This is a genomic window from Hydrogenophaga pseudoflava, assembly GCF_031020795.1.
GTDB lineage: Bacteria > Pseudomonadota > Gammaproteobacteria > Burkholderiales > Burkholderiaceae_C > Hydrogenophaga > Hydrogenophaga pseudoflava_A.
On sequence record NZ_JAVHJP010000004.1, the window covers coordinates 528,960 to 550,637 of the forward strand.

Consider the following 21,678-nt stretch of genomic DNA (forward strand, 5'->3'; position numbering starts at 1 on the left):
TCCGGCGTCAGCCCCCGGCCATACCGCGCCAGGGCCAGGCGCGGGTCCAGGTGGCCAGCGCCTCATGCAGCGGGCCGGCCGCGGCCGGCAACTCCAGCACTGCGGCTGCGGCCTGAAGCGCCGCGAGCGGATCGTCCAGAGCCAGTGCCTGCGCCCCGTTCTGCTTGCTCAGCTTTTCACCGTTCGCGTCCCGCACCAGGGGCGTGTGCAGGTACGACGGTGCGGGCTGCCCGAGGGCCTGCTGCAGCCGGATCTGGCGCGGCGTGTTGTCGGCCAGGTCTTCACCGCGCACCACATGGGTGATGCCCTGCGCGGCGTCGTCGACCACCACCGCCAGCTGGTAGGCCCAGAGGCCGTCGGCGCGGCGCAGCACGAAGTCGCCCACCTCGGCGGCCAGGTCCTGCTGCTGAGGCCCGAGGCGGCGGTCCTGCCACGCAAGCATCCCGGGCGACACCTTCAAGCGCCAGGCGCGGGCCTCCCGGCCCCGCAAGCCGCCGCGTTCGGGGCGGCAGGTGCCGGGGTAGACGGCCGCATGGTGGCGTTCGCGGTGGCGACCGGCGGCGAGCAGGGCCGCCTCGATGTCCTTGCGGGAGCAGGCGCAGGGGTAGGCATCACCCTGCGCGATCAACCGGTCCAGCGCCGTCTCGTAGTGCTCGCCGCGTGCGGACTGCCAGCACACAGGCTCATCGGACACCAGGCCGCAGGCGGCCAGCTGCCCGAGGATGAAATGGTCTGCCCCGGGCACGCAGCGGGGCGTGTCCACGTCCTCGATGCGCACCAGCCACGTGCCGCCGTGCGCCCGCGCATCGAGCCAGCTGGCCAGCGCCGCGACCAGGGAGCCCGCGTGCAGCGGGCCCGTCGGTGAGGGGGCGAACCTGCCCCGGTAGGAAAGAAATGACAACAGGAACCTCCAGCGCCCGCCGCGGAACCGGCTCCGCCGGGCCGCAGGCGGGGTTCCCTGGGGGAAGACGCGAAGCGGCGGGGGGCCTACACCACAGCCAGCGCGAGTTCGAGTCCGGACACGAAGGCGTCCTCGACCCGGTGACCCAGGCACCAGTCGCCGCACAGGCCGATGCCCAGAGCCGGGTCGAACAGGTGGGAGCGTCCCAGCGGGGTCTGGGTCTGCGCGTAGCGCCAACGGTGCACCACCGCATGGGGCGGCGTGGCGCGGATGCCCGTGATCTCGGCGAAGCCCTTGAGCAGCTTGGCCTTGACGCGTTCGGCGTCGTCTTCCAGGTGCTTGGTCGACCAGGCGGGGCTGGCCTGGACGGTCCAGCGCTCGATGCGCTCGCGCCCCGGCTTGCTGTTCTCGCGCGCGAGCCAGCTGATGCGGTGGTGCGTGCTGCGGGCGGCGTTCCACTGCGGCCCCAGGTGCGACAGACCAGGCTGCATCGCGTTCGGAAAGGCCACCATCAGCGTCCAGCAGGGCGCCACCTGCACCTGGGTGATCGCCTGCCGCATGTCGGGGGCCAGCCCGGAAGACTGCAGCAGGTCGTGCGCCTGCATGTGCGGCATGGCCAGCAGCACGCGGTCGAATCCGCCCATCACCATCTGCCCGCCGTCGGCGTCCTCGGCCCGCAGTTGCCACAGTTCGGGGTGCAGCGCGTCGCGTTCGATGTGGTGGACGCGGACGCCGGCGCAGGTGCGGGCGGGCGGGTGGCCGTGCAGCTCGGGCTGGGCCAGGGGCTGCGCCCAGTGGTGCACCAGAGCGCTCATGCCCGGCACCGCGACGAAATGCGGTTCGGTGGGCGGTGGCGCGCTGGCCAGCACATGGCCGAAGGCGTCGAGCACGCGCACCGTGCTCACGCTCCAGGGCCGCACCTGGGCCTGAGCGGTCAGCAGCACGCGGGCAAAGCGGCTGTCACGCACCGTGAAGTACTGCGCCCCGTGGTCGAAGCCGCCGAACTCGGTGCGGCGGGTCGACATGCGGCCACCGAAGCCCCGGCTTTTTTCGAGCAGCGTGACGCGGTGCCCGGCCTGCAGCAAGGTGCGGGCGCACGCCACGCCGGCCATGCCTGCGCCGACCACCGCAAAGTGCAGCGGCTCGGTGGCCTGGCGGGCCCGGGCAGAGGTCTTGCGTTGGCTGGGAGCCTTCTTGTTGTTCATGGTGTGGCGCATGGGGTTGGGATGCGAGCACTGTATCAGCGCGGATGCGGTTGTTGGCTTGCGCCGTCTCAACCCACGTGGTGGTTTTCCAGCAGGGCGCTGCGGGTGGTCGGATGCTGCAGGTGCTCGAGCCACCAGCGCATGGCCTGCCCGGTCTCCCCGCCGCTGCGCGGCCGGCGCCAGGCGTATCCGACGCGGAACACATGGTTGGGACGCTGGACCGCCTTCACCACCAGATGCCCGGCCGAGATGTAGGGCTGGGCCAGCGGCAGGGGCAGGAAGCCGCAGCCCAGGCCGCGCAACTGGGCTTCGAGCTTGTGCTGCATGGTCGGCACGGTCAGCACGTCCTGTCCGGGCAGGATGTTGAACGACTGCCCGCTGCCGCGCTGCGTGCTGTCGGCCACCGCCACCGCGCGGTGGGGCCGGATCTGGTCGTCGCCGATGGTGTGCTCGATGGTGGCCAGCGGATGGTGTGGCGCCACAGCGAAGACAAAGCGCAACTGACCCAGCGGCGCGATCTGCAGCTCCGGCAGGGAGACATCGGCCGACACGCCCAGGGCCAGATCGGCCAGACCGGTCTTGAGCGCCTCCAGCGTGCCCGAAAGGGTTTCGGCGCGTATCTTCAGGCGTGTAGGGGCGCCCGTGGCGTAGAACGCTTCGCACAGTTCGAACAGCGTGCTGCGCGCAATGATCGCGTCGGTCGCGATGGTCAGCTGCGGCTCCCAGCCGGTGGCGACCCGCTTGACGCGCTGGGCCACTGCGTCGAGTTCGTCCAGCAGGTACTGGCCGGCGCGCAGCAGCTCGGCGCCGGCGGGCGTGAGCTGTGCACGGCGTGCGCTGCGGTCGAACAGCAGCACGTCCAGCGCGTCCTCGATCTGCCGCACGCGGTAGGTGAGGGCGCTGGGCACCATGCCGAGTTCGCGGGCCGCGGCGGCCATGCTGCCCAGCCGTGCGACCGCTTCGAGCAGGCCCAGGTTTTCCGGGGACAGCGCAGACCGGGGGGCGGTGGAAGCCATGAAATCACCATCGGGAAAGTGGTTATGAAGGCATTTTCATTCAACTGGATTGAATGGTGCCAACAATTTCCTGCGACCTCCCAGGTGGGCGCTGTGCCCACAATGACTCCCATGCCGGCCCTCTGCCGGCGCCAGCAGGAGACCCTCATGATGAAGATCCGCCGCTCCCAGGACCGCGGTTATGCCGACCACGGCTGGCTCAAGAGCCACCACTCCTTTTCGTTCGCGGGCTACCACGACCCGGCCTGGATGGGATGGGGCAATCTGCGTGTGATCAACGAAGACCGCATTGCGCCGGGGACCGGCTTCGGCACGCACGGCCATCGCGACATGGAAATCATCAGCTACGTGCTCCAGGGCAACCTGGCGCACAAGGACAGCATGGGCAACGTCCAGGGCATCCCGCCGGGCGAGGTGCAGCGCATGAGCGCCGGCACCGGTGTGATGCACAGCGAGTTCAACCATGCGCCGAACAGCGTCACGCACTTCCTGCAGATCTGGATCGAACCGTCCGAGCGCGGCATCGAGCCCGGCTACGAACAGAAGGCGTTCGGTGCGGCGGAGAAGGCCGGCCGCCTGCGCCTGGTGGCCTCGCCCGACGGCGCGCAGGGCTCGGTCACCATCCACGCCGACGCGTCTCTGCACGCCGGGCTGTTCGATGGCGAACAGCGCGCCGAGCTGGTCATTGATCCGGCGCGCAAGGCCTACGTGCACCTGGTTCGTGGTGCGCTGGACGTCAACGGCCAGCGCCTGCAAGGCGGTGACGCCGCGCTGCTGGCCCAGGAGGAGCGCATCGTGCTCGAACACGGCGACAACGCCGAGGTGCTGGTGTTCGATCTGTCCCAGTGAACGGGGGCCGACGGGCCCTCGGTTTTTTTCACCACCCCGCGCTCTGGCGCTTTCACACAGGAGTCACAAATGGCAAAAGTTGTCGTGGTCTATCACTCGGGTTACGGTCACACCCAGCGCATGGCGCAGTCGGTGGCCCAGGGCGCTGACGCGGAGCTGCTGGCGATCGACGCCGAAGGCAATCTGCCCGACGGCGGCTGGGAGACGCTGGAGGCGGCCGACGCGATCATCTTCGGCTCGCCGACCTACATGGGCTCGGTGAGCTGGCAGTTCAAGAAGTTCGCCGACGCGTCCAGCAAGGCCTGGTTTGCCCAGAAGTGGAAAGACAAGGTCGCGGCGGGATTCACCAACAGCGCGGGCATGAACGGCGACAAGCTGCAGACACTGAACACCCTGTTCACCCTGGCCATGCAGCACGGCATGGTCTGGATCAGCCAAGGCCTGATGCCCAGCAACACCAAGGGCGCGCAGCGCAACGACGTGAACTACCTGGTCAGCTACAGCGGCGCCATCGCCCAGTCGCCCTCCGATGCCGGTGCCGGCGACATGCTGCCAGGCGATCTCGAAACCGCCCGTCTCTTCGGCGAGCGTGTGGCCACCCTGACAGCGAAATTCAAGGGCTGACACCGGGTCGTTGCCCATGCCAGCGGCGGCCGGGAGGGGCTTACCATCCCGGCCATGAAGATCTTCTCCATCCTCCCCTGGGCAGACTGGCTCGCGCTGGTCTGCTTTTTCGCCTTGTGGGTGGGCTATGCCTGGTTCGCCAAGGTCCTCGGGCAGCGCCGGTCCTCGCTGCTGATCACCACCAACCGCTACCGCAGTTACTGGATGAAGCAGGCGGCGATGCGCGACCCGCGCATGCTTGACGGCCTGATCACCCAGACGCTCTCCAACACCCCGGCGTTCTTCTCGTCCACGTCCATCCTGGTCATCGGTGGCCTGTTCGCCCTGCTGGGCACCACCGACAAGGCGACCGAGTTGATGAGCGAGATCCCGTTCGCCCAGGCGACACCGCTCATCGTTTTCGAGTTCAAGATCCTGGTGCTGGTGAGCATCTTCGTATACGCCTTTTTCCGCTTTTCCTGGTGCATGCGCCAATACACCTTCGTGGCGCTGGTGATCGGGGCCATGCCGCCGCCGTCCGATTTCAAGTCCGGCAAGTTCGACGCCCTGGAATACGCCGACCGGGCGGCAGCCATGGTCGGTGCCGCCGCCGAAACCTTCAACGACGGCCTGCGCGCCTACTACTTCTCGTTCGCCGCGCTGGCCTGGTTCATCTCGCCGCTGGCGATGGTGCTGGGCACCGGGGCTGTTGTCGCCATCCTCTACAGCCGCGAGTTCCACTCCGAGGTGCTCAAGGTTTTGCGGGACTGAGGAGGTGCGGGGTGGTGTCCCGGATGTGAACCAGGGAGGCGACGGAGAACACCAGCCCGAGCGCCGCGCCGCCGATCACGTCCAGCGCCACGTGCTGCAGGGTGCCCATAGTCGACCAGGCGATGGCCACGCCGTGCAGTGCCGACAGCCACAGCACCCAGACCGGCGTGCTGAGCTGGCGCAGGATGCGGTGCAGCCAGCAGGCGCTGAACACCGCCGAGGCCACGTGCAGCGAAGGGCAGGCGTTGCCCGCGGCGTCCACGCCCTTGATCAGGGCCAGTCCGGGGTACTGGCCCCAGTCAACGTCGAAGACAGGGGTCTGCGTCGGCCAGAGCCAGAAGATGGCCAGGCCGGTGAGACACAGCGCCCCCACCCACACGCCGAACCAGACCAGCGCCCTGAGATTGCCGATCAGGGCCGGGGCCAGCGACACATAGACCCACAGCGAGAGGTAGATCGGGAACGCCGCTGGCGTGAACGCCACCCAGTGGTCCAGCCAGATTTCGGGCATGACCGTGGGATTGGCCTGGGGGTTCTCCAGCAGCGCAAAGTACGCGCGGAAGAACAGAAACATGAAGGCGCTGGTGCCGATGGCTTTGAGCCAGGTCTGGAAACAGATGCGCTGCCACACCCGCGACCACCAGCCCCCGGCGGCCGGTGTCAGGGTCTCCGTCGAGGGGATCATGTCAGTGCGCGGGGACCGGGTCCCCAGGGGTGCGGGCTGTACAATCGAAAGCTTTCAGAATGAGACGTTCGGCGGTCTGCGCCGGGCTTCGTGCTGGCCCTGCGGCCCTTCGGGCATCGCGTCCGGCGCCGGTGTCAGGCCACTGGCCAGCCATGAAATGTATGCCATGCAATCGACCGAACTGATCCGTCAATTCCTGCACGAGCGACTGGGTGCCGATCCGCAGCTGGTTGTCCATGAGGCGCGCCTGGCGGACATCGGTGTGGATTCGCTGATGCTTGCCGAACTGATGTTCGAGGCGGAGGACCGCCTGGGGATCTCGATCGATTCCGGAGTCGCTCCTCCCAAGACGGTCGGGGACATGGTGGCCCTGATCGATTCGCTCCAGGCCGCCAAAACCGCTCGGTCATGACCCGCCGCCGAGTCGCCATCACGGGCCTTGGCATGGTCAGCCCGTACGGAGACGGCGTCGACGCCTTCTTCGCACACCTGCTGGCGGGCCGTTCGGCCGTGCGCCTGCTGCAGACCGAGGACAAGCCCCGGCCGCTGTGCATGCCCTTCGTCACCTGCAGCGGCTTCGACGCTGCCGCCGCGCTCGGCAAGCCGCTGGCCGGCATGATGGAGCGCTTTGCCCACCTCGGCGTGGCCTCCGCATTCGACGCCTGGCGGGACGCCGGACTGGAGCGCCAGACAGCCGACCCCGCCGAGCGCGAAAACTGGGCCTGCATCTGGGGCACCGCCCTGGGGGGCATCCTGGCCTTCGAGAAAGGCTACCGCGACCTGTGGCAGAACGGGCGCGAGCGCCTGTCGCCCCTGTCGGTGGTGATGGGCATGAACAACGCCGTCAACGCCCACCTGTCGATCCAGCTCGGTCTGGGCGGTGTGAGCATGAGCCACACCGTGGCCTGCGCGTCGTCCACCGTGGCGATCGGCGAGGCTTTCCGCCGCGTGCGCGATGGCGAGGCGGCCGTGGCCATCACCGGCGGTTCCGACGCCACGCTGGCCTACGGCGTGGCCAAGGCCTGGGAGGCCATGCGCCTGGTGGCGCCGGGCACCGAAGAAACCGCCTTCAAGGCCTGCCGCCCGTTCTCGGCCGACCGCGCCGGTCTGGTGCTGGGCGAAGGGGGCGCCGCCCTGGTGCTGGAGGACTGGGAGCACGCGCAGGCCCGCGGCGCCCGCATCCACGCCGAGATCGTCGGCTACGGTTCCAGCTGCGACCGCAGCCACCTGGTGCGCCCCGAGGCTGATGGCCAGGCGCGGGCCCTGCGTGCGGCGCTGGCCGATGGAGGTTTGGGGGTGGACGAGATCGGCTACGTCAATGCCCACGGCACCGCGACCGTCGAGGGTGACCCGATCGAGATCACCGCGCTGCGCCAGGTGTTCGGCGACCTCGCACCGCGTCTGGCGGTCAGTGCCACCAAGTCCATGCACGGTCACCTGCTGGGGGCCGCCGGTGCGATCGAGGCCCTGGCCACCGTGCTGGCGCTGCGCGAAGGGGCGATTCCCCCCACGGCCCATCTCCAGGGGCGGCTCGATCCGGCCTGCGTAGGGGTCGACCACGTGTTCGAAGGGCGCCAAGGCGTGCCGCTCAAGGCTGCCCTGTCCAACTCCTTTGCTTTCGGTGGCAGCAACGCCGTGCTGGCGTTCCGTGCCGCGCCCGCCCCCTGATTCATCGAGACCGACCATGTTCCAAGCCCCACAAACTCCCCTGAACGACCTCATGGCCGAGGTCGCCGCCCTGATCGTCGAGGCGCTCAACCTCGACGTGAAGCCCGAAGACATCCAGCCCGACGATCCGCTGTACGGCGAAGGTCTGGGACTGGACTCGATCGACATGCTGGAGATCTCGCTGGTCATTTCCAAGCAGTACGGCTTCCAGCTCAAGTCGGACAACGAGAACAACGTCAAGATCTTCGCCTCGCTGCGCTCCCTCTCGGAACACATCGCGAGCCAGCGCACCAAGTGAAGCCGATCACCGGTCACGGGCTGGACGATGTCCTGGCCTGGCGTCCCTCCGGGCCGGTCCGGGTGCGCGAGTTCCTGGCCGACGCCCAGGCGGTTGCGGCGCTGCTGCCGGCCGGCGCCGGGGTGCTCAACCTCTGCGAAGACCGTTACCACTTTGCGGTGCTGTTCGCGGCCTGCCTTATGACGGACCGGGTCAGCCTGCAGCCTTCGTCCCATTCGGCCGAAACGCTGCAGCGGCTGGCGCAGGAGCATCCCGGCTGTTTCGCCGTGGTCGATGGGCGGTTTGACGTGGCGGGGCTGCCCAGCCTGCCGTTTCCGGACCTCGCTGCTGTGACCCGGGCTCCGGTCGACAAAGTGCCCGAGATCGACGACGACCAGGTGGTCGCGATCCTCTTCACCTCCGGGTCCACCGGCCTGCCGCAGCCACACGGCAAGACCTGGGGCCGCCTGGTGCAGAACGGCCGCGCGGAGGCGGCGGCACTCGGGCTGGACCGCAAGCCGCATGTGCTGGTCGGCACGGTGCCAGTGCAGCACAGCTACGGCTTCGAGTCGACCTTTCTGCTGGCGCTGCACGGCGGTTGCAGCTTCTGGAGCGGCAAGCCCTTCTACCCGCAGGACGTGGTCGACGCGCTGGCCGCCGTGCCGCAGCCGCGCATGCTGGTGACCACGCCCTACCACCTGGGCACCCTGCTGGCCTCGGCCCTGGACTGGCCGGCGCTCGACCTGTGCCTGTCGGCGACCGCGCCCCTCGGCACCGAGCTGGCGGCCCGGGTCGAAGCGCACAGCGGTGCGCCGGTGCATGAAATCTACGGATCGACCGAGTCTGGCCAGCTGGCCACCCGCCGCACCACCGATGGCGCCGTCTGGCATCTGCTGCCCGGGGTGCGGCTGGTGCAGGACCAGGACACCACCAGCGCCTGCGAGGGCCATGTCGAAGGCGTGGTGCCGCTGTCGGACATCATCGAGCTGCAGGACGGAGGGCGTTTCCTGCTGCACGGGCGCCACGCCGATCTGGTCAACATCGTAGGCAAGCGCAGTTCGCTGGCCTACCTCAATCACCAGCTGTGCGCCATTGAAGGCGTGCAGGAAGGTGCCTTCTTCCTGCCCGACGACGCCGATCAGTCCACCGATGGCATCACCCGGCTCGCCGCCTTCGTTGTTGCGCCCGGTGTGGCGCCGCGGTCGCTGCAGGCGGCCCTGCGTCAGCGCATCGACCGCGTGTTCCTGCCGCGCCCGCTGGTGTTCGTCGATGCCCTGCCGCGCAACAGCACCGGCAAACTCATGCGCTCGACGCTGCAGGAGCTGTACCGCCGGCACGTGGGCCCCGGAAGCCACCATGGCCCTGCTTGAGCAGACCTGGCGGGTGCCCGCCGACCACCCCGCGTTTGCCGGGCATTTCCCCGGCCATCCCATCGTGCCAGGGGTGGTGTTGCTTGACCGGGTGCTGCAAATCGCCAGGCCGTTGCAGGGCGGTGCGTCAGAAGGCTGGCAGGTCGCTCAGGTGAAGTTCCTCAGCCCCTGTGGTCCGGACGATGAGTTGATCTTCGCGCTGCGCGACGGTGTGCGGGGCGGGCTCGTCTTTTCCGTGCACTGCGGCGACCGCGAGGTGGCGTCCGGCGGTCTGGTGCCACCCGCGGCATGAGCCTTCCAGACACCCCGGACAGCGCCCAGCCCGAGTGGATGAGGCGCCAGGAGCGCAGCAACCTGGCGATCCTGCGCCTGATGGTCTGGATCTCGCTCACTTTCGGCCGCCGCATCGGCCGCGTCGTGCTGCACGGCATCGCGGCGTACTTCGTACTGTTCGCGCCGGCGGCGCGCCGTGCCAGCCGGGCCTATCTGCGGCGGGTGCTGGGCCGCTGGGCCCTGTGGCGCGATGGTTTCCGGCATGTGTTCAGCTTTGCCAGCACCATCCACGACCGCATCTACCTGCTGAATGATCGTTTCGACGTGTTCGACATTCAGGTCCACGGCGGCGAGGCGCTCATCGAGTCGGTGCGCACCCAGCCCGGGGCGCTGCTGGTCGGGGCCCACCTGGGCAGCTTTGAGGTGCTGCGCGCGATGGGGCGGGGCAAGGAGGGACTCAAGGTGGCGATGATGATGTACGAGGCGAACGCCCGCAAGATCAACGCCACGCTGGCTGCGATCAACCCCAAGGCGATGCAAGATATCATTTCCCTGGGGCAGATGGAGTCGATGCTGGAGGCGCGCGACAAGCTCGACCAGGGGTATCTGGTGGGCATGCTGGCCGACCGCTCGCTGGGCGACGACGCCACGCACGAGGTGGAGTTTCTGGGCTCTCCCGCTGCGTTCCCGTTGGGGCCCTGGCGCATGGCGGCGATGCTGCGGCGGCCGGTGTTTCTCATGGCCGGCCTCTACCTGGGCGGCAACCGCTACGAGCTGCATTTCGTGAAACTGGCCGACTTTTCAAAGGTCGAACGTTCGGGGCGCGACGCTGCGATCCGCGAGGCCGTGCAGCGCTACGCCGACAGCCTGGCCGATCTGTGCCGCAAGGCCCCCTACAACTGGTTCAACTTCTTCGATTTCTGGCAGAAAAAATGATGCGACGTTTTGTGCTGGCCCTGCTGGGGCTGGGCCTCTGGACCAGCGCCCAGGCCGCCTACGACATCGACCAGCTGATGAGTGATCTGGCGACCCAGAAGGGCGGCCGCGCGCGCTTCGTCGAAAAGCGCCACGTGGCGCTGCTGGACAAGCCGGTGCAGGCCAGCGGCGAGATGGTGTTCAGCCCGCCGGACCGGCTGGAGAAGCGCACCCTGCTGCCCAAACCCGAAACCATGGTGCTGGACAAGGACACGCTGAGCCTGGAGCGCGACAAGCGAAAGTTCACCATCCACCTGGCCAACCGCCCGGAGGCGCAGGCCTTCGTCGAGAGCATCCGCAGCACCCTCGCGGGCAACCGCAAGGCGCTGGAGCAGGACTACGCGCTCGCGCTGGAAGGTGAGAGCCAGCGCTGGGTGCTCACCCTCGTGCCCAGGGACGAGACCATCATGGCACTGCTCAAGCGCATCACGGTCAGTGGCAGCAAGAACCAGGTGCGGCACATCGAGTACCTGCAGGCCGACGGCGACCGCTCGGAAATCAGCATCGACCCGATCGAGGCCCAGTGAAGTCGCCGGCGGTCCGAGTCTTCCTGGTCTGGCTGGCGCTGATGCTGGCCGGTCTGGCCGTGGTGTGGAACAGCCGGTTCACAGCCGACATGTCGTTCTTCCTGCCGTCAAGCCCCAGCGCCGAGCAGCGCGCCCTGGTGGAGCAGTTGCAGGACGGGTCGGTCTCGCGCCTGCTGATGGTGGCGGTCGAGGGCGGCGACGAGAAGCAGCGGGCGGCGGTGTCGCGGGCGCTGCGCCAGGCGCTGGCCGCCGACCCGGACTTCCTCTCGGTCCAGAACGGCGAGGCGGGTGGGCTGGAAGGTGAGCGCGACCGCCTGCTGGCGCACCGCTACGCGCTGAGCCCGTCCGTCGCGCCCGAGCGCTTCACTGAAGACGGGCTGCGTGCGGCGGTGACCGACACCATCGACCTGCTGTCCTCACCCGCGGGCATGCTGCTCAAGCCCTACCTGGCGCGCGACCCGACCGGCGAGGTGCTGTCCATTCTCGGTCAGCTCAACCCCGGCGCCCAGCCGCAGATGCGGGCGGGCGTCTGGGCCTCGCGCGACGGCGAGCGCGCCATGCTCCTGCTGCAGACGCGGGTGCTCGGCTCGGACACCGACGGCCAGGCGCAGGCCATCGACAAGGTGAGGACCGCCTTCGAGCAGGCGCGCGCATCGACCGGCCACGCCACACTGACGATGACGCTGTCCGGCCCGGGCCAGTTCGCGGTGCAGGCGCGCGAAACCATCAAGAGCGAGGCCAAGCGCCTGTCGCTGATGAGCTCGATCGCGATCTGGCTGGTGCTGTTCTGGGTCTACCGCTCGTTCAAGCTGCTGGCTCTGGGGCTGATCCCGGTGCTCAGCGGCACGCTGGCCGGCATCGCCATGGTCAGCCTGGTGCACGGCACGGTGTTCGGTGTGACGGTGGGTTTCGGCTCGGCGCTGATCGGTGAGGCGGTGGACTACGCCATCTACTACTTTGTGCAGGCCGGGCACCAAGGCGTGGATCAGTGGCGCCGCGTGTTCTGGCCGACGATCCGGCTGGGCGTGATGACCACCGCCATCGGCTTCGGCGCCCTGTTGTTCTCCGGTTTTCCGGGCCTGGCCCAGCTGGGGCTGTACGCGCTGTCGGGCGTGGTCACGGCGGCGCTGGTGACGCGCTTCGTGCTGCCCTCGCTGACGGGACCCGGCCTGCGCGTGCCGGCGCACGAAGCCCGGGTGCGGCGCTGGCTGGTTCTGCTGGGTCAGGCGCACCGGCTGCGCTGGGCGATGGTGGGCCTGGCGGTGGCCGTGGCAGGCTATCTGTGGGTCCAGCGCGACACGCTCTGGAGCGCCAACCTGTCGGCGCTGTCCTCGGTGACCGCAGACGAGGCGAACGCCGATGCGCGCATGCGCTCGGACCTCGCAGCGCCCGATGCGCGCTACCTGGTGACGGTCAGCGCCGCCAGCCAGGAGGCGGCGCTGCAGGCGGCCGAGAAGGCCGGGGGACGGCTGGACGCGCTGGTGGAGCAGGGGGTGATCGGCGGCTACGATTCGCCCGCCCGCTTCCTGCCCAGTGGGCAGCTGCAGCAGCAGCGCCTGGCCAGCCTGCCGGCCGCCGAAGTGCTGCGCGAGCGGCTGCAGCGGGCGCTGGTGGACGCCCCGCTGTCCGCCGCCAGGCTCGGACCTTTCATTGACGACACCGAGGCGGCACGCGCCGCCGGGCCGATGACCCGCGCCGACCTCGACGGCAGCGCCTTGGCCCTGGCGGTGGACTCCCTGCTGATCCACGGCAAGGACGGGCACTGGACAGTGATGCTGCCGCTGCGGCCCGCGCCCGATGCACCCGATGCCGCCATCCCGGCCCAGCCGGTGGAGCAGGCGCTGGCCGGCAGCGGGGCCCTGTTCGTCGACCTCAAGACCGAGTTCGAGGGCCTGTATTCCACCTACGTCAAGGAGGCGGTCGAACTGTCTCTGCTGGGGGTGGCCGCGATTGCGCTGCTGCTCCTGGTGTCGCTGCGTTCTGTGGCCCGTCTGGCGCGTGTGATGTTCACGCTTGCGCTCACGGTGGGATTGGTGATGGTGATGCTGAACGTGGCCGGTGTGCGGCTGCACCTGCTGCACCTGGTGGGCCTGCTGCTGATCTTTGCGGTCGGTTCCAACTACGCGCTGTTTCTTGATCATCCGGGCGACGGGCAACCGCTCGACCCGGCCACCCTCCTGTCCATGGGGGTGGCGGTGCTGACCACTGTCATCGGCTTTGGCACGCTCGCCAGTTCCAGCGTGCCGGTGCTGCAGGCGGTGGGCATCACCGTCGGCCCCGGTGCGTTGCTGGCGCTGCTGCTGTCCGCGGTGCTGGTCTACCCCCGGCCCGGCCACCCGCCCAACGGGGCGGCTTCGTGAACCCGACCGAGCGCCTGCTGCAGGGCGCCGACACCCTGCTGCTGATGCTGCCCGGGGCGCTGATGACGCCGCAGCACATGGTGCAGGCCGGCCTGTTCGACACGCTGGCGAAGCACCGTCTGGCGCTGGATCTGGTGGCGCCCGACCTGCACGCCGAGGGGGCAGACAACCGCATCGCGCTGCAGCGGCTCGAAGAGGAGTGGCTGGCTCCCGCGCGCAGCAGCTACCGGCGCGTGTGGCTGGGCGGCATCTCGCGTGGCGGGCAACTGGCCCTGTCCTGCTGGGCGGGGCAGGTGGGTGCGGTCGACGGGCTGTGCCTGCTCGCGCCCTATGCGGGCGGTCGCCTCACCACCAACGCGATCGTGCGCGCCGGGGGCCTGGCGCGCTGGGTGGCGGCCGACGACCAGATGAGCGACCCGGACGTGCGCCTGTGGCACTGGCTGCAGTCGCCGCCGTCGGCCGTGCCCATGTTCATGGGCTATGGCGACCGGGACCGATTCGTGGACGGCATGTCGCTGCTGGCGCAACACCTGCCGCTGCCGCACTGCGAGGTCCTGCCCGGTGACCACGACTGGTCGGCCTGGCTGCCGCTGTGGCAGCGCTTTCTGGATGCCGGCCACTTCGGTGCCCTCGCATGAGCAGACCCTGGTCGCCGTCTCCTTTTCTCAAGGCCTCGGCCGCGCTGCACGCTGGAGCGGCGGTGGGTGCGGTGGTCGACCCCTCGTCCTGGCCCTGGGCGCTGGGCGCGGTGGCGGCCAACCACGCGGTGATCACCACCGCCGGCCTGCTGCCGCGCACCACCCTGCTCGGCCCCAACCTCACCCGGCTGCCCGACGCTGCCCGGGCGCGCGGCGAGGTGGCGCTGACCATCGACGACGGCCCCGACCCCCTGGTCACACCACAGGTGCTCGACCTGCTGGAGGCCGCGGGCGCCCAAGCCAGCTTTTTCTGCATCGGCTGGCGGGCCCGGGTGCACCCCGCGCTGTGCCGCGAGATCGTGGCGCGCGGCCACCGGGTGGAAAACCACGGTGACTCCCACTCCAACGCGTTTTCGCTGTTCGGCCCCGGCCGCATGCGCGCCGACATCGCCGCGGCCCAGGCCACGCTGGCCGACATCACGGGCCAGGCGCCGCTGTTCTTCCGGCCCACCGCGGGGCTGCGCAACCCGTTTCTGGACCCGGTGCTCGCGGATCTGGACCTGCAACTGGCCGCCTGGACGCGACGCCCCTACGACACGCGTGACGGCCGACCGGAGCGGGTGCTGGCGCGGCTGACCCGAGGCCTGGGCGCCGGCGACATCCTGCTGATGCACGACGGACATGCCGCGCTCACGCCCGACGGCCTGCCCGTCATCCTGTCCACCCTGCCGATGCTCCTGCAGACCTTGAGGGCACAGGGGCTGCGGCCGGTGACCCTGCAACAATCCCTGCAATGAGCCGGACCTTCTTTCCCCTGCTGCTGGACGAGGCCACCAAGGGCTTCCGCTCCGGGGGGCCGTTCGCCCACCGCTACGCCCGTGGCAAGCTGGGCACGGACCCGATCTTTCGCGAGATGCTGCGGCGAGGGCTGCTGCCCGCAGATGGCCGGCTGCTGGACCTGGGCTGCGGGCAGGGCAGTCTCTTCGCCTGGCTGCTGGCCGCCCGCCGGCTCTACGAACAGGGGCAGTGGCACGCCGACTGGCCGGCGCCGCCCCGGTTCCGCAGCATGCGGGGCGTCGAGCTGATGCAGAACGACGTCGACCGGGCGGCCGACACCTTTGGCAGCGACCACCCGGTGGTGCGGGTGGAGCAGGGCGACATGAACCTGGTCGACTTCGGCCAGGCCGACGTGGTCACCATCCTCGATGCCCTGCACTACTTCGACCACGAGAACCAGACCCGGGTGCTGCGGCGCATCCATGCCGCCCTGCCTGTACAGGGCCTGTTCCTGACCCGCATCGGTGACGCCAGCGCCGGCCTGCCGTTCCACATCTCCAACTGGGTCGACCATGTGGTCACCTTCGCCCGCGGCCACCGGTTGCCGCGGCTGTACTGCCGCACGCTGGCCGACTGGACCGCGCTGCTGACAGGCATCGGCTTCGCCGTGCAGTCGGCCCCGATGAGCGAAGGCAAGCCTTTTGCCAATGTCATGCTGGTTTGCCGCAAGCACGGCTGACGCCGGTTTTCCTACACTGCGCCCCCATGACCCCGCTCGCGCTTACCGCCCACACCCTCACCACCTGCCTCGGCCGCGGGATCGCCGCCCACCGCGCGGCCCTGCGCGCCGAACGCTCGGCGCTCGCCCCCTGCCGCTTTGAAACGGTGCAGCTCGACACCTGGATCGGCGAGGTCGCGGGTGTCGACGAACAGCGCCTGCCCGAGGCGCTGTCGCGTTACGACTGTCGCAACAACCGCCTCACCCTGATGGGCCTGGAGACCGACGGTTTCGGCGACCGGGTGCGTGAGGCCACTGCGCGGTACGGCGCAGACCGCGTCGGCGTGTTCCTGGGCACCAGCACGGCCGGCATCCTGCAGACCGAGCTGGCCTACCGCCGCCGCGACCCGGCCACCGGCGGGCTGCCCGAGGACTTCCACTACCGCACCACGCACAACGCCTTCTCTCTGGCCGAATTCACGCGCGACCACTTCGGCCTGACCGGCCCGGCGATGGCAATTTCCACCGCCTGTTCGTCCAGCGCCAAGGTGTTCGCCGCCGCGGCGCGCCAGCTGGCGCTGGGCACCATCGACGCGGCCATCGTCGGTGGCGTCGACACGCTGTGCCTGACCACGCTCTACGGCTTCGCCTCGCTGCAGCTGACCTCGAAGAACCCCTGTCGCCCCTACGACGCGGCGCGTGACGGCATCTCCATCGGCGAGGGCGCGGCCTTCGCGTTGCTGGAGCGCAGTGCGTCGCCCGCAGCCGGCACGGTGATGCTGCTGGGCGTGGGCGAATCGAGCGACGCGTACCACATGTCCTCGCCGCACCCCGAGGGTCTGGGCGCCCGGCTGGCGATGGAAGCGGCGCTGCGATCGGCCGGCCTCGCGCCCAGCGACATCGATTACATCAACCTGCACGGCACCGCCACACCCGCCAATGACGCGGCCGAGGGCAAGGCCGTGGCGGCGCTGTTCGGCGACACCGTGCCTGGCAACTCCACCAAGGGCGCGACCGGCCACACCCTGGGCGCGGCGGGCGCCATCGAGGCGCTGATCTGCGCCATGGCGCTGACCGACGGCCGCGTGCCCGGCAGCCCGGGCAGCGGCGCGCTCGACCCGTCCATCCCGATACGCTACCAGTTGCAGGGCGAAGACCGGCCGCTGCGTCACGCGCTGAGCAACTCGTTTGGTTTTGGTGGCAGCAACTGCAGCCTGGTGCTGGGAGTCGCCGCATGAACAGCATCACCATGAAGGCTTTTGTCACCGGCGTCGGCCTGATCGCCCCCGGGTTGCCCGACTGGGCGACCGCGGCCGCCGTGCTGCGCGGCGAGCTGCCCCACACACCGGCCCCCACCGTGCTGCCGGTGCCCGAACTGCTGCCGCCGGCCGAACGCCGCCGCGCCAGCCGCGTCATCAAGCTCTCGCTGGGCGTGGGCCTAGAGGCGGTGAGGCAGGCCGGGGCCGACGCGTCCACGCTGGCCACCGTGTTTTCCGCCTCGGGCGCCGACGGACACAACTGCCATGCGCTGTGCGAGCAGCTCGCGGGCGAGGACCGCCAGATCTCGCCGACGCGCTTCCACAACTCGGTGCACAACGCGGCCGCCGGCTACTGGGGCATTGCGACGCGCGCCATGGCGCCGTGCCAGGTGATCGGCGCCTACGACGCCAGCTTCGGCGCCGGCCTGCTCGACGCGCTGGCGCAGGTGGCGGTCGACGGCCAGCCGGTGCTGCTGATCGCCTACGACAGCGAGTACCCCGAGCCGCTGCACGCCAAGCGCGACACGCCCGACTGCGGTGCCCTGGCGCTGCTGCTGTCGCCGCACGCCGAGGGTGCGCTGGGGGTGCTTTCCGTGGTGCCGACCACCGAGGCCGCCGAACCGATGCCCGGCGCGTCGCTGGAGGCGCTGCGCACCGCAATCCCCGCGATGCGTGCGCTGCCGCTGCTGCGCCGCGTGGCGGCGGGGCAGGGCGGCGAGCTTGTGATCGACTACCTGGCGCCCATGCAGCTGCGGGTGGGCTGGCAGCCATGCTGAGCGCGCCCCTGGACCACGCCTGGATCGCGGCCCACATCCCGCACCAGGGCACGATGTGCCTGCTCGAGCGCGTGATCGAATGGGATGCACAGCGCATCGTCTGCGAGGCCGTCAGCCACACAGACCCGGCCAACCCGCTGCGCGACGCGGGCCGCCTGGGGGCGGCGACCGGCGTCGAATACGCGGCGCAGGCGATGGCGGTGCATGGCGCGCTGCTGGCGCAGAGCGACGCGGCCCCCACACAGGGCTACCTCACGAGCGTGCGCGGCCTGAGCCTGCACACCGACCGGCTCGACAACGTGGGCGGTCCGCTCACCGTCACGGCCGAGCGCCTGTCGGGTGATGCGCGCCTGATCCTCTACCAGTTCACCCTCCACTGCGGCGGGCGCTGCCTGCTCGAAGGCCGCGCCTCCGTGGTGCTCGACGCCCAGTCCCTATGAACACAGAAACCAAGCGCCGCCGCGCCCTCGTCACCGGCGGCAGCGGCGGCATCGGCGCCGCGATCTGCGAACGCCTCGCGGCCGACGGCCACCACGTCGTCGTGCACGCCAACCGCGGCCTGGAGAAGGCCCAGGCCCTGGCTGAAAGAATCAATGCGGCCGACGGCAGCGCCGAGGCCGTGGCTTTCGACATCACCGACCGCGCCGCCACCGCCGCAGCGCTGGAGGCGCTGGTCGAGGCCGCGCCGATCCAGATCCTGGTCAACAACGCCGGCATCCACGACGATGCCGTGTTCCCGGGCATGACGGGCGAGCAGTGGGACCGCGTGCTGGACGTGTCCCTCAACGGTTTCTTCAACGTCACCCAGCCGCTGACCATGCCGATGATGCGCACCCGCTGGGGCCGCATCGTCAGCGTGTCCTCGGTGGCGGCGGTGGCTGGCAACCGTGGGCAGGTCAACTACTCGGCCGCCAAGGGCGCGCTGCACGCGGCCAGCAAGTCGCTGGCGCTGGAGCTGGCCAGCCGCGGTGTGACGGTCAACGTGGTCGCGCCGGGCCTGATCGCCACCGGCATGATCGAAGGCGCGTTCGACGCCGACGCCGTCAAGCGTTTGGTGCCCATGCAGCGCGTGGGCCAGCCGGCCGAGGTGGCGCACCTGGTGGCGTTCCTGGCGTCTGACGCGGCGGGATACATCTCGGGACAGGTCATTTCGATCAATGGCGCGATGATTTGAGGCATCCAAGGAGGCCCGCCATGAAACCCCTTTCCCTGATCCCCTTCATTGCTGCCTGGACGCTGGCCCTGCCGGCGCTGCTGGTTTCTGCGGCGGCCCACGCACAGGAGGCGGACACGGTGCAGAGCGCGGCACAGGCCTGCATGCGGTCCTGGGGCAGCCAGCACCCGTTCACCGACACGCCGCCGCTGCGCACGGTCTCGGGCGCGGTGCGTGTGCTGGGCCGGGGCTCGTCGGTGGCCGACCGGGAGGTCACCGACTACCCCGTGCTCGTGGTGGTGCAACCGGGCGTGAACGTGCTGGGCGAGAGCGAGATGGAGCTGCTCAACCCCAACGGCTGGTACTGCCTTCGCGCCGCGGTCAACGTGGGCGGCGGGTTGCGCATCAAGCTGCACTGCGACGCCCACATCTCCTCGGCCACTTCAGGCACCTCGGTGTTCGGCGACAACGCCGGTCGCGGCGTGTCGGTGATGGGGGCGATCAGCGTCGAGCGCGTGGGCTGCGCACGCAGCTGACCAGGGTGTGCTTGAGAGCGCTCGGGCTACCGCGGCTCAGGGCGTTTGATGAACTGGGATGCACCCGGGCGGACCGGCATGGGCTGCGGGGCACGCGGCACTTCCCGGGCGGCCACTTCGATCACGGGCTGCCCCGGAGGGCGGACGCCGGGTGGCGGCACGGCGTACACCGGCGTGGCCTCCGGGTGGTCGGGGGGCAAGGTCGTCGTTGCCTGGTGCGTGGCTGACGACGGGTTGGCGGCGTAGGTCTCTTGAGCGGTCGATGCGACGTGGCTTGGGGTACTGTTCTTCGCCATCCCTCTTTGCGCTGCGGTCGAGTTGTTTGGCAGAGTCTGGCTGTGCGGCAAGCCACTCTGGAATCGTGTGTCGTTGGCCATGCCGAGCACCGAGCGCTGTCCGATGGCGGGGGAGCCATCGCCAAAACGTTGTGCTGTTGCCGCCTGTTGAGCGCCGATGTGTTGCATGGCCTGGTAGTTAAGGGTTTGATTGCCAGCCGTGAGCGAAGGTGCCGCCGACGTCGCATGGGCCGAAGGGCCGTACTGGCCTTGTTCCAACCGCTGCTCGTGGTTGGTGTGCTGCAGGGCCGTGCTTGATGGGCTTGCGTTGGATGCGGGTGCCCCGGCACCGCCCCCTGGTTTTGTCATGGCATTCATGCCCTGTGCCGCGAGATGCATGGCGGCGCCGAAATAAGTCATGACGATGACGGGCACCGCGGCGATCAGGGCAGTGAAGAAGGCCCCCATCATCGCCAGTCGGGTCAGACCGCCGCCCACGTCGATGGACGCATCCGCGCCGCTGAGGTTTTCCGTGAGCACCGACACCAGAATCGCCCGGAACGTACCCGGGTCCATCTGGTTGACCAGCATCGACAGGAAGACCCGGAAGCCATATTGCGACATCGCCTGCAGCGCAATCACGGCGACGATGCTCAGCGCCGCCATCGCAAAGAAGATCGACAGCAGGTACTTCACCCACTGCCAGAACAGCGCGTTGGTTTTCTCGAACAGGATGAAGAACAGAAACACCGGCGACAGCATGATGCCGAACACAATCGCCACCCGCGCCATCAGCAGCAGTGACGCTGCAGCGACTGCTGGGCCGCCCTGACCCAGCCAGCCCGCGGTGAGCGTGTTGCTGCCGCCCAGGGTGGCGACGTGGCCCAGGCCCTTGCCCGTGACGTCCTGCACGACAAGATCAATCAGCGCCGTCGCAGCGATGTTGAAGTCGATCAGATCGTCGATGGGCGTGCTTGTGCCCGTCAGGAAGTACGCGATGGCCTCCTGGAAGCCCGTCACCTGCTCGGTGATCCACGGCGTGTTGGCCAGCGTCAGAGAGATCAAGGACAGGATCAGCACGATCTTGGCCGCCTGGAAACCCAGTTCCAGGATGGGCGTGCGCATGGTGCCGTTGATGATCTTGAACCCCTGCACCATGACCCACATCGTGACGAAGATTGACGACATCACGCCAATCACCTTGGCCAGTTCGCGGGCAGCCCCATGCTGGTAGATGCCCTGCAACTGGTCCTCGATCACGTACTCGCGCAAGCGGCAATAGAAAGACGCGTCGTTCAACGCGTCCTGGTAATGCGTGGGCAAGCCGGAGAACACCTCCGCCTGCTCCATGAAGTTGCTGATGAAGTTGGCTGCGTCCAGCGCCGTGCAATCTGCCATGTGTCCTCCCCCAGGCGTTGTCGCCCCTGTTTATTGATTCTCAAATGGGCTGTTCATGTTGATGACCCGGAAGGCGGGCGCCCTGGCGGCGGGCCGCTCGCCCCCAGCCTCGTCGTTGACCGGCGGCTTGCTCACCGTGGACTCCCTGGCCTCGTTCATCTGCACGGCATACAGCTCATCGCGCTGCTTGTAGGCCTGCATCAATCCCTGCATGCGCGCCGCCTCGCCGAGCATCAGTGCCTGACGGGCCTGGATTTCGGTCTGGAAGCGCTGGAGCTGACCAGCCTCGCTCTCGACGCCGCGGGAGTCATCGAGTAGCTTCTTGATGGCCTCCAAGTGCTTGTTCATCTTGTCCAGATGAATGTCGTACTGCATCAGGGAATTGATTGCCAGCTTGCGCCGGCCGATGCAGGCATCAAAGTACTTGGCATTGATTTTGCGTTCGCCGCAGCTGGCCAGGGTTTTGATGTACTTCTCCTTTTCTTCGGCGGCGATTTCGAGTTCGTGGAAGGCTCTGCTGGTGGCTGCGAGGTCTCTTTGTAATTCGGCATCTTGTGGGCCGGTAATTCTCAGGGTCTTGTTGATTTTCTTTAGGGACGCGCTTCAAAACCCCGGGCAACTGCCCTGTTGCTAAAGGCACGGCATTGGCACGATGGCGGGCATGACAC

The 21,678-nt window shown here is 69.0% G+C and carries 26 protein-coding genes; 20 read left to right on the plus strand and 6 right to left on the minus strand.

The features are described from left to right. Positions 1–7: 7 nt before the first annotated feature. From gluQRS to RCO38_RS16100, 3 genes are all read right to left on the minus strand, one after another. Entirely contained in the window at positions 8–901 is an 894-nt protein-coding gene (gene gluQRS / locus RCO38_RS16090; RefSeq protein WP_308329358.1) for a tRNA glutamyl-Q(34) synthetase GluQRS, read from the minus strand. An 86-nt stretch (positions 902–987) separates the two neighbouring features. Next, complete coding sequence (locus tag RCO38_RS16095) at positions 988–2,106, minus strand: NAD(P)/FAD-dependent oxidoreductase (protein ID WP_308329359.1); 1,119 nt, start codon at positions 2,104–2,106, stop codon at positions 988–990. A gap of 68 nt (positions 2,107–2,174) precedes the next feature. Continuing rightward, a complete protein-coding gene (locus RCO38_RS16100) occupies positions 2,175–3,122 on the minus strand; it encodes a LysR family transcriptional regulator (RefSeq protein ID WP_308329360.1) in 948 nt (315 codons plus the stop codon). A gap of 147 nt (positions 3,123–3,269) precedes the next feature. Between RCO38_RS16100 and RCO38_RS16105 the strand changes: the two genes are divergently transcribed. From RCO38_RS16105 to RCO38_RS16115, 3 genes are all read left to right on the plus strand, one after another. Next, positions 3,270–3,971, plus strand: coding sequence for a pirin family protein (locus RCO38_RS16105; protein ID WP_308329389.1), 702 nt, complete (start codon positions 3,270–3,272; stop codon positions 3,969–3,971). A 69-nt stretch (positions 3,972–4,040) separates the two neighbouring features. After that, positions 4,041–4,595 carry a flavodoxin family protein gene (locus RCO38_RS16110; RefSeq protein WP_308329361.1) on the plus strand — a complete coding sequence of 185 codons (555 nt, stop codon included), beginning with the start codon at positions 4,041–4,043 and terminating at the stop codon, positions 4,593–4,595. A 54-nt stretch (positions 4,596–4,649) separates the two neighbouring features. After that, complete coding sequence (locus tag RCO38_RS16115) at positions 4,650–5,345, plus strand: DUF599 domain-containing protein (RefSeq protein ID WP_308329362.1); 696 nt, start codon at positions 4,650–4,652, stop codon at positions 5,343–5,345. Here RCO38_RS16115 and RCO38_RS16120 read toward each other — a convergent pair. Beyond that, positions 5,326–6,030, minus strand: coding sequence for a phosphatase PAP2 family protein (locus tag RCO38_RS16120; protein ID WP_308329363.1), 705 nt, complete (start codon positions 6,028–6,030; stop codon positions 5,326–5,328). The two genes, RCO38_RS16115 and RCO38_RS16120, sit on opposite strands and share 20 nt — an antisense overlap. 166 nt (positions 6,031–6,196) lie before the next feature. On the opposite strand from RCO38_RS16120, the gene RCO38_RS16125 reads away from it, so the two are divergent. The 16 genes from RCO38_RS16125 to RCO38_RS16200 are packed head-to-tail and all read left to right on the plus strand — an operon-like array spanning position 6,197 to position 19,337. Next, on the plus strand, positions 6,197–6,442 hold the full coding sequence (locus RCO38_RS16125) for a phosphopantetheine-binding protein (RefSeq protein ID WP_308329364.1): 246 nt from the start codon (positions 6,197–6,199) through the stop codon (positions 6,440–6,442). After that, a complete protein-coding gene (locus RCO38_RS16130; protein WP_308329365.1) occupies positions 6,439–7,698 on the plus strand; it encodes a beta-ketoacyl-[acyl-carrier-protein] synthase family protein in 1,260 nt (419 codons plus the stop codon). The genes RCO38_RS16125 and RCO38_RS16130 overlap by 4 nt, the downstream gene beginning before the upstream one ends. Before the next feature lie 16 nt (positions 7,699–7,714). Next, positions 7,715–7,996 (plus strand): phosphopantetheine-binding protein, encoded by a 282-nt coding sequence (locus RCO38_RS16135; RefSeq protein ID WP_308329366.1) that lies wholly within the window; start codon positions 7,715–7,717, stop codon positions 7,994–7,996. After that, complete coding sequence (locus RCO38_RS16140) at positions 7,993–9,345, plus strand: AMP-binding protein (protein ID WP_308329367.1); 1,353 nt, start codon at positions 7,993–7,995, stop codon at positions 9,343–9,345. The genes RCO38_RS16135 and RCO38_RS16140 overlap by 4 nt, the downstream gene beginning before the upstream one ends. Further along, a complete protein-coding gene (locus tag RCO38_RS16145) occupies positions 9,332–9,637 on the plus strand; it encodes a hypothetical protein (protein WP_308329368.1) in 306 nt (101 codons plus the stop codon). The genes RCO38_RS16140 and RCO38_RS16145 overlap by 14 nt, the downstream gene beginning before the upstream one ends. Next, positions 9,634–10,554: an LpxL/LpxP family acyltransferase gene (locus RCO38_RS16150; protein WP_308329369.1), complete on the plus strand. Its 921-nt coding sequence runs from the start codon at positions 9,634–9,636 to the stop codon at positions 10,552–10,554. Before RCO38_RS16145 ends, RCO38_RS16150 begins: the two co-directional genes overlap by 4 nt. After that, the gene (locus RCO38_RS16155; protein WP_308329370.1) at positions 10,554–11,120 is read left to right on the plus strand and encodes a LolA family protein; all 567 of its coding nucleotides are present in this window, start codon (positions 10,554–10,556) and stop codon (positions 11,118–11,120) included. Before RCO38_RS16150 ends, RCO38_RS16155 begins: the two co-directional genes overlap by 1 nt. Positions 11,121–11,161: 41 nt before the next feature. Then, on the plus strand, positions 11,162–13,480 hold the full coding sequence (locus RCO38_RS16160) for an MMPL family transporter (protein ID WP_374694546.1): 2,319 nt from the start codon (positions 11,162–11,164) through the stop codon (positions 13,478–13,480). After that, positions 13,477–14,118, plus strand: a complete 642-nt coding sequence (locus tag RCO38_RS16165) for a hypothetical protein (protein WP_308329372.1) — start codon at positions 13,477–13,479, stop codon at positions 14,116–14,118. Before RCO38_RS16160 ends, RCO38_RS16165 begins: the two co-directional genes overlap by 4 nt. Then, complete coding sequence (locus RCO38_RS16170) at positions 14,115–14,915, plus strand: polysaccharide deacetylase family protein (RefSeq protein WP_308329373.1); 801 nt, start codon at positions 14,115–14,117, stop codon at positions 14,913–14,915. The genes RCO38_RS16165 and RCO38_RS16170 overlap by 4 nt, the downstream gene beginning before the upstream one ends. Beyond that, on the plus strand, positions 14,912–15,634 hold the full coding sequence (locus RCO38_RS16175; RefSeq protein ID WP_308329374.1) for an SAM-dependent methyltransferase: 723 nt from the start codon (positions 14,912–14,914) through the stop codon (positions 15,632–15,634). The genes RCO38_RS16170 and RCO38_RS16175 overlap by 4 nt, the downstream gene beginning before the upstream one ends. A 26-nt stretch (positions 15,635–15,660) precedes the next feature. Next, on the plus strand, positions 15,661–16,851 hold the full coding sequence (locus RCO38_RS16180) for a beta-ketoacyl-[acyl-carrier-protein] synthase family protein (protein ID WP_308329375.1): 1,191 nt from the start codon (positions 15,661–15,663) through the stop codon (positions 16,849–16,851). Beyond that, the gene (locus RCO38_RS16185; RefSeq protein ID WP_308329376.1) at positions 16,848–17,648 is read left to right on the plus strand and encodes a beta-ketoacyl synthase chain length factor; all 801 of its coding nucleotides are present in this window, start codon (positions 16,848–16,850) and stop codon (positions 17,646–17,648) included. Before RCO38_RS16180 ends, RCO38_RS16185 begins: the two co-directional genes overlap by 4 nt. Beyond that, entirely contained in the window at positions 17,642–18,088 is a 447-nt protein-coding gene (locus RCO38_RS16190) for a hotdog family protein (RefSeq protein WP_308329377.1), read from the plus strand. Before RCO38_RS16185 ends, RCO38_RS16190 begins: the two co-directional genes overlap by 7 nt. Then, complete coding sequence (gene fabG / locus RCO38_RS16195) at positions 18,085–18,822, plus strand: 3-oxoacyl-ACP reductase FabG (RefSeq protein ID WP_308329378.1); 738 nt, start codon at positions 18,085–18,087, stop codon at positions 18,820–18,822. The genes RCO38_RS16190 and fabG overlap by 4 nt, the downstream gene beginning before the upstream one ends. A gap of 20 nt (positions 18,823–18,842) precedes the next feature. After that, positions 18,843–19,337, plus strand: a complete 495-nt coding sequence (locus RCO38_RS16200; protein WP_308329379.1) for a hypothetical protein — start codon at positions 18,843–18,845, stop codon at positions 19,335–19,337. 26 nt (positions 19,338–19,363) lie between these two features. Here RCO38_RS16200 and RCO38_RS16205 read toward each other — a convergent pair whose 3' ends face one another. Beyond that, positions 19,364–21,010 carry a type IV secretion system protein gene (locus RCO38_RS16205; RefSeq protein WP_308329380.1) on the minus strand — a complete coding sequence of 549 codons (1,647 nt, stop codon included), beginning with the start codon at positions 21,008–21,010 and terminating at the stop codon, positions 19,364–19,366. A 30-nt stretch (positions 21,011–21,040) separates the two neighbouring features. Next, positions 21,041–21,385, minus strand: a complete 345-nt coding sequence (locus tag RCO38_RS16210) for a hypothetical protein (RefSeq protein WP_308329381.1) — start codon at positions 21,383–21,385, stop codon at positions 21,041–21,043. Here RCO38_RS16210 and RCO38_RS16215 point away from each other — a divergent pair. Beyond that, the gene (locus RCO38_RS16215) at positions 21,368–21,553 is read left to right on the plus strand and encodes a hypothetical protein (protein WP_308329382.1); all 186 of its coding nucleotides are present in this window, start codon (positions 21,368–21,370) and stop codon (positions 21,551–21,553) included. The genes RCO38_RS16210 and RCO38_RS16215 overlap by 18 nt on opposite strands. Positions 21,554–21,678: the final 125 nt, after the last annotated feature.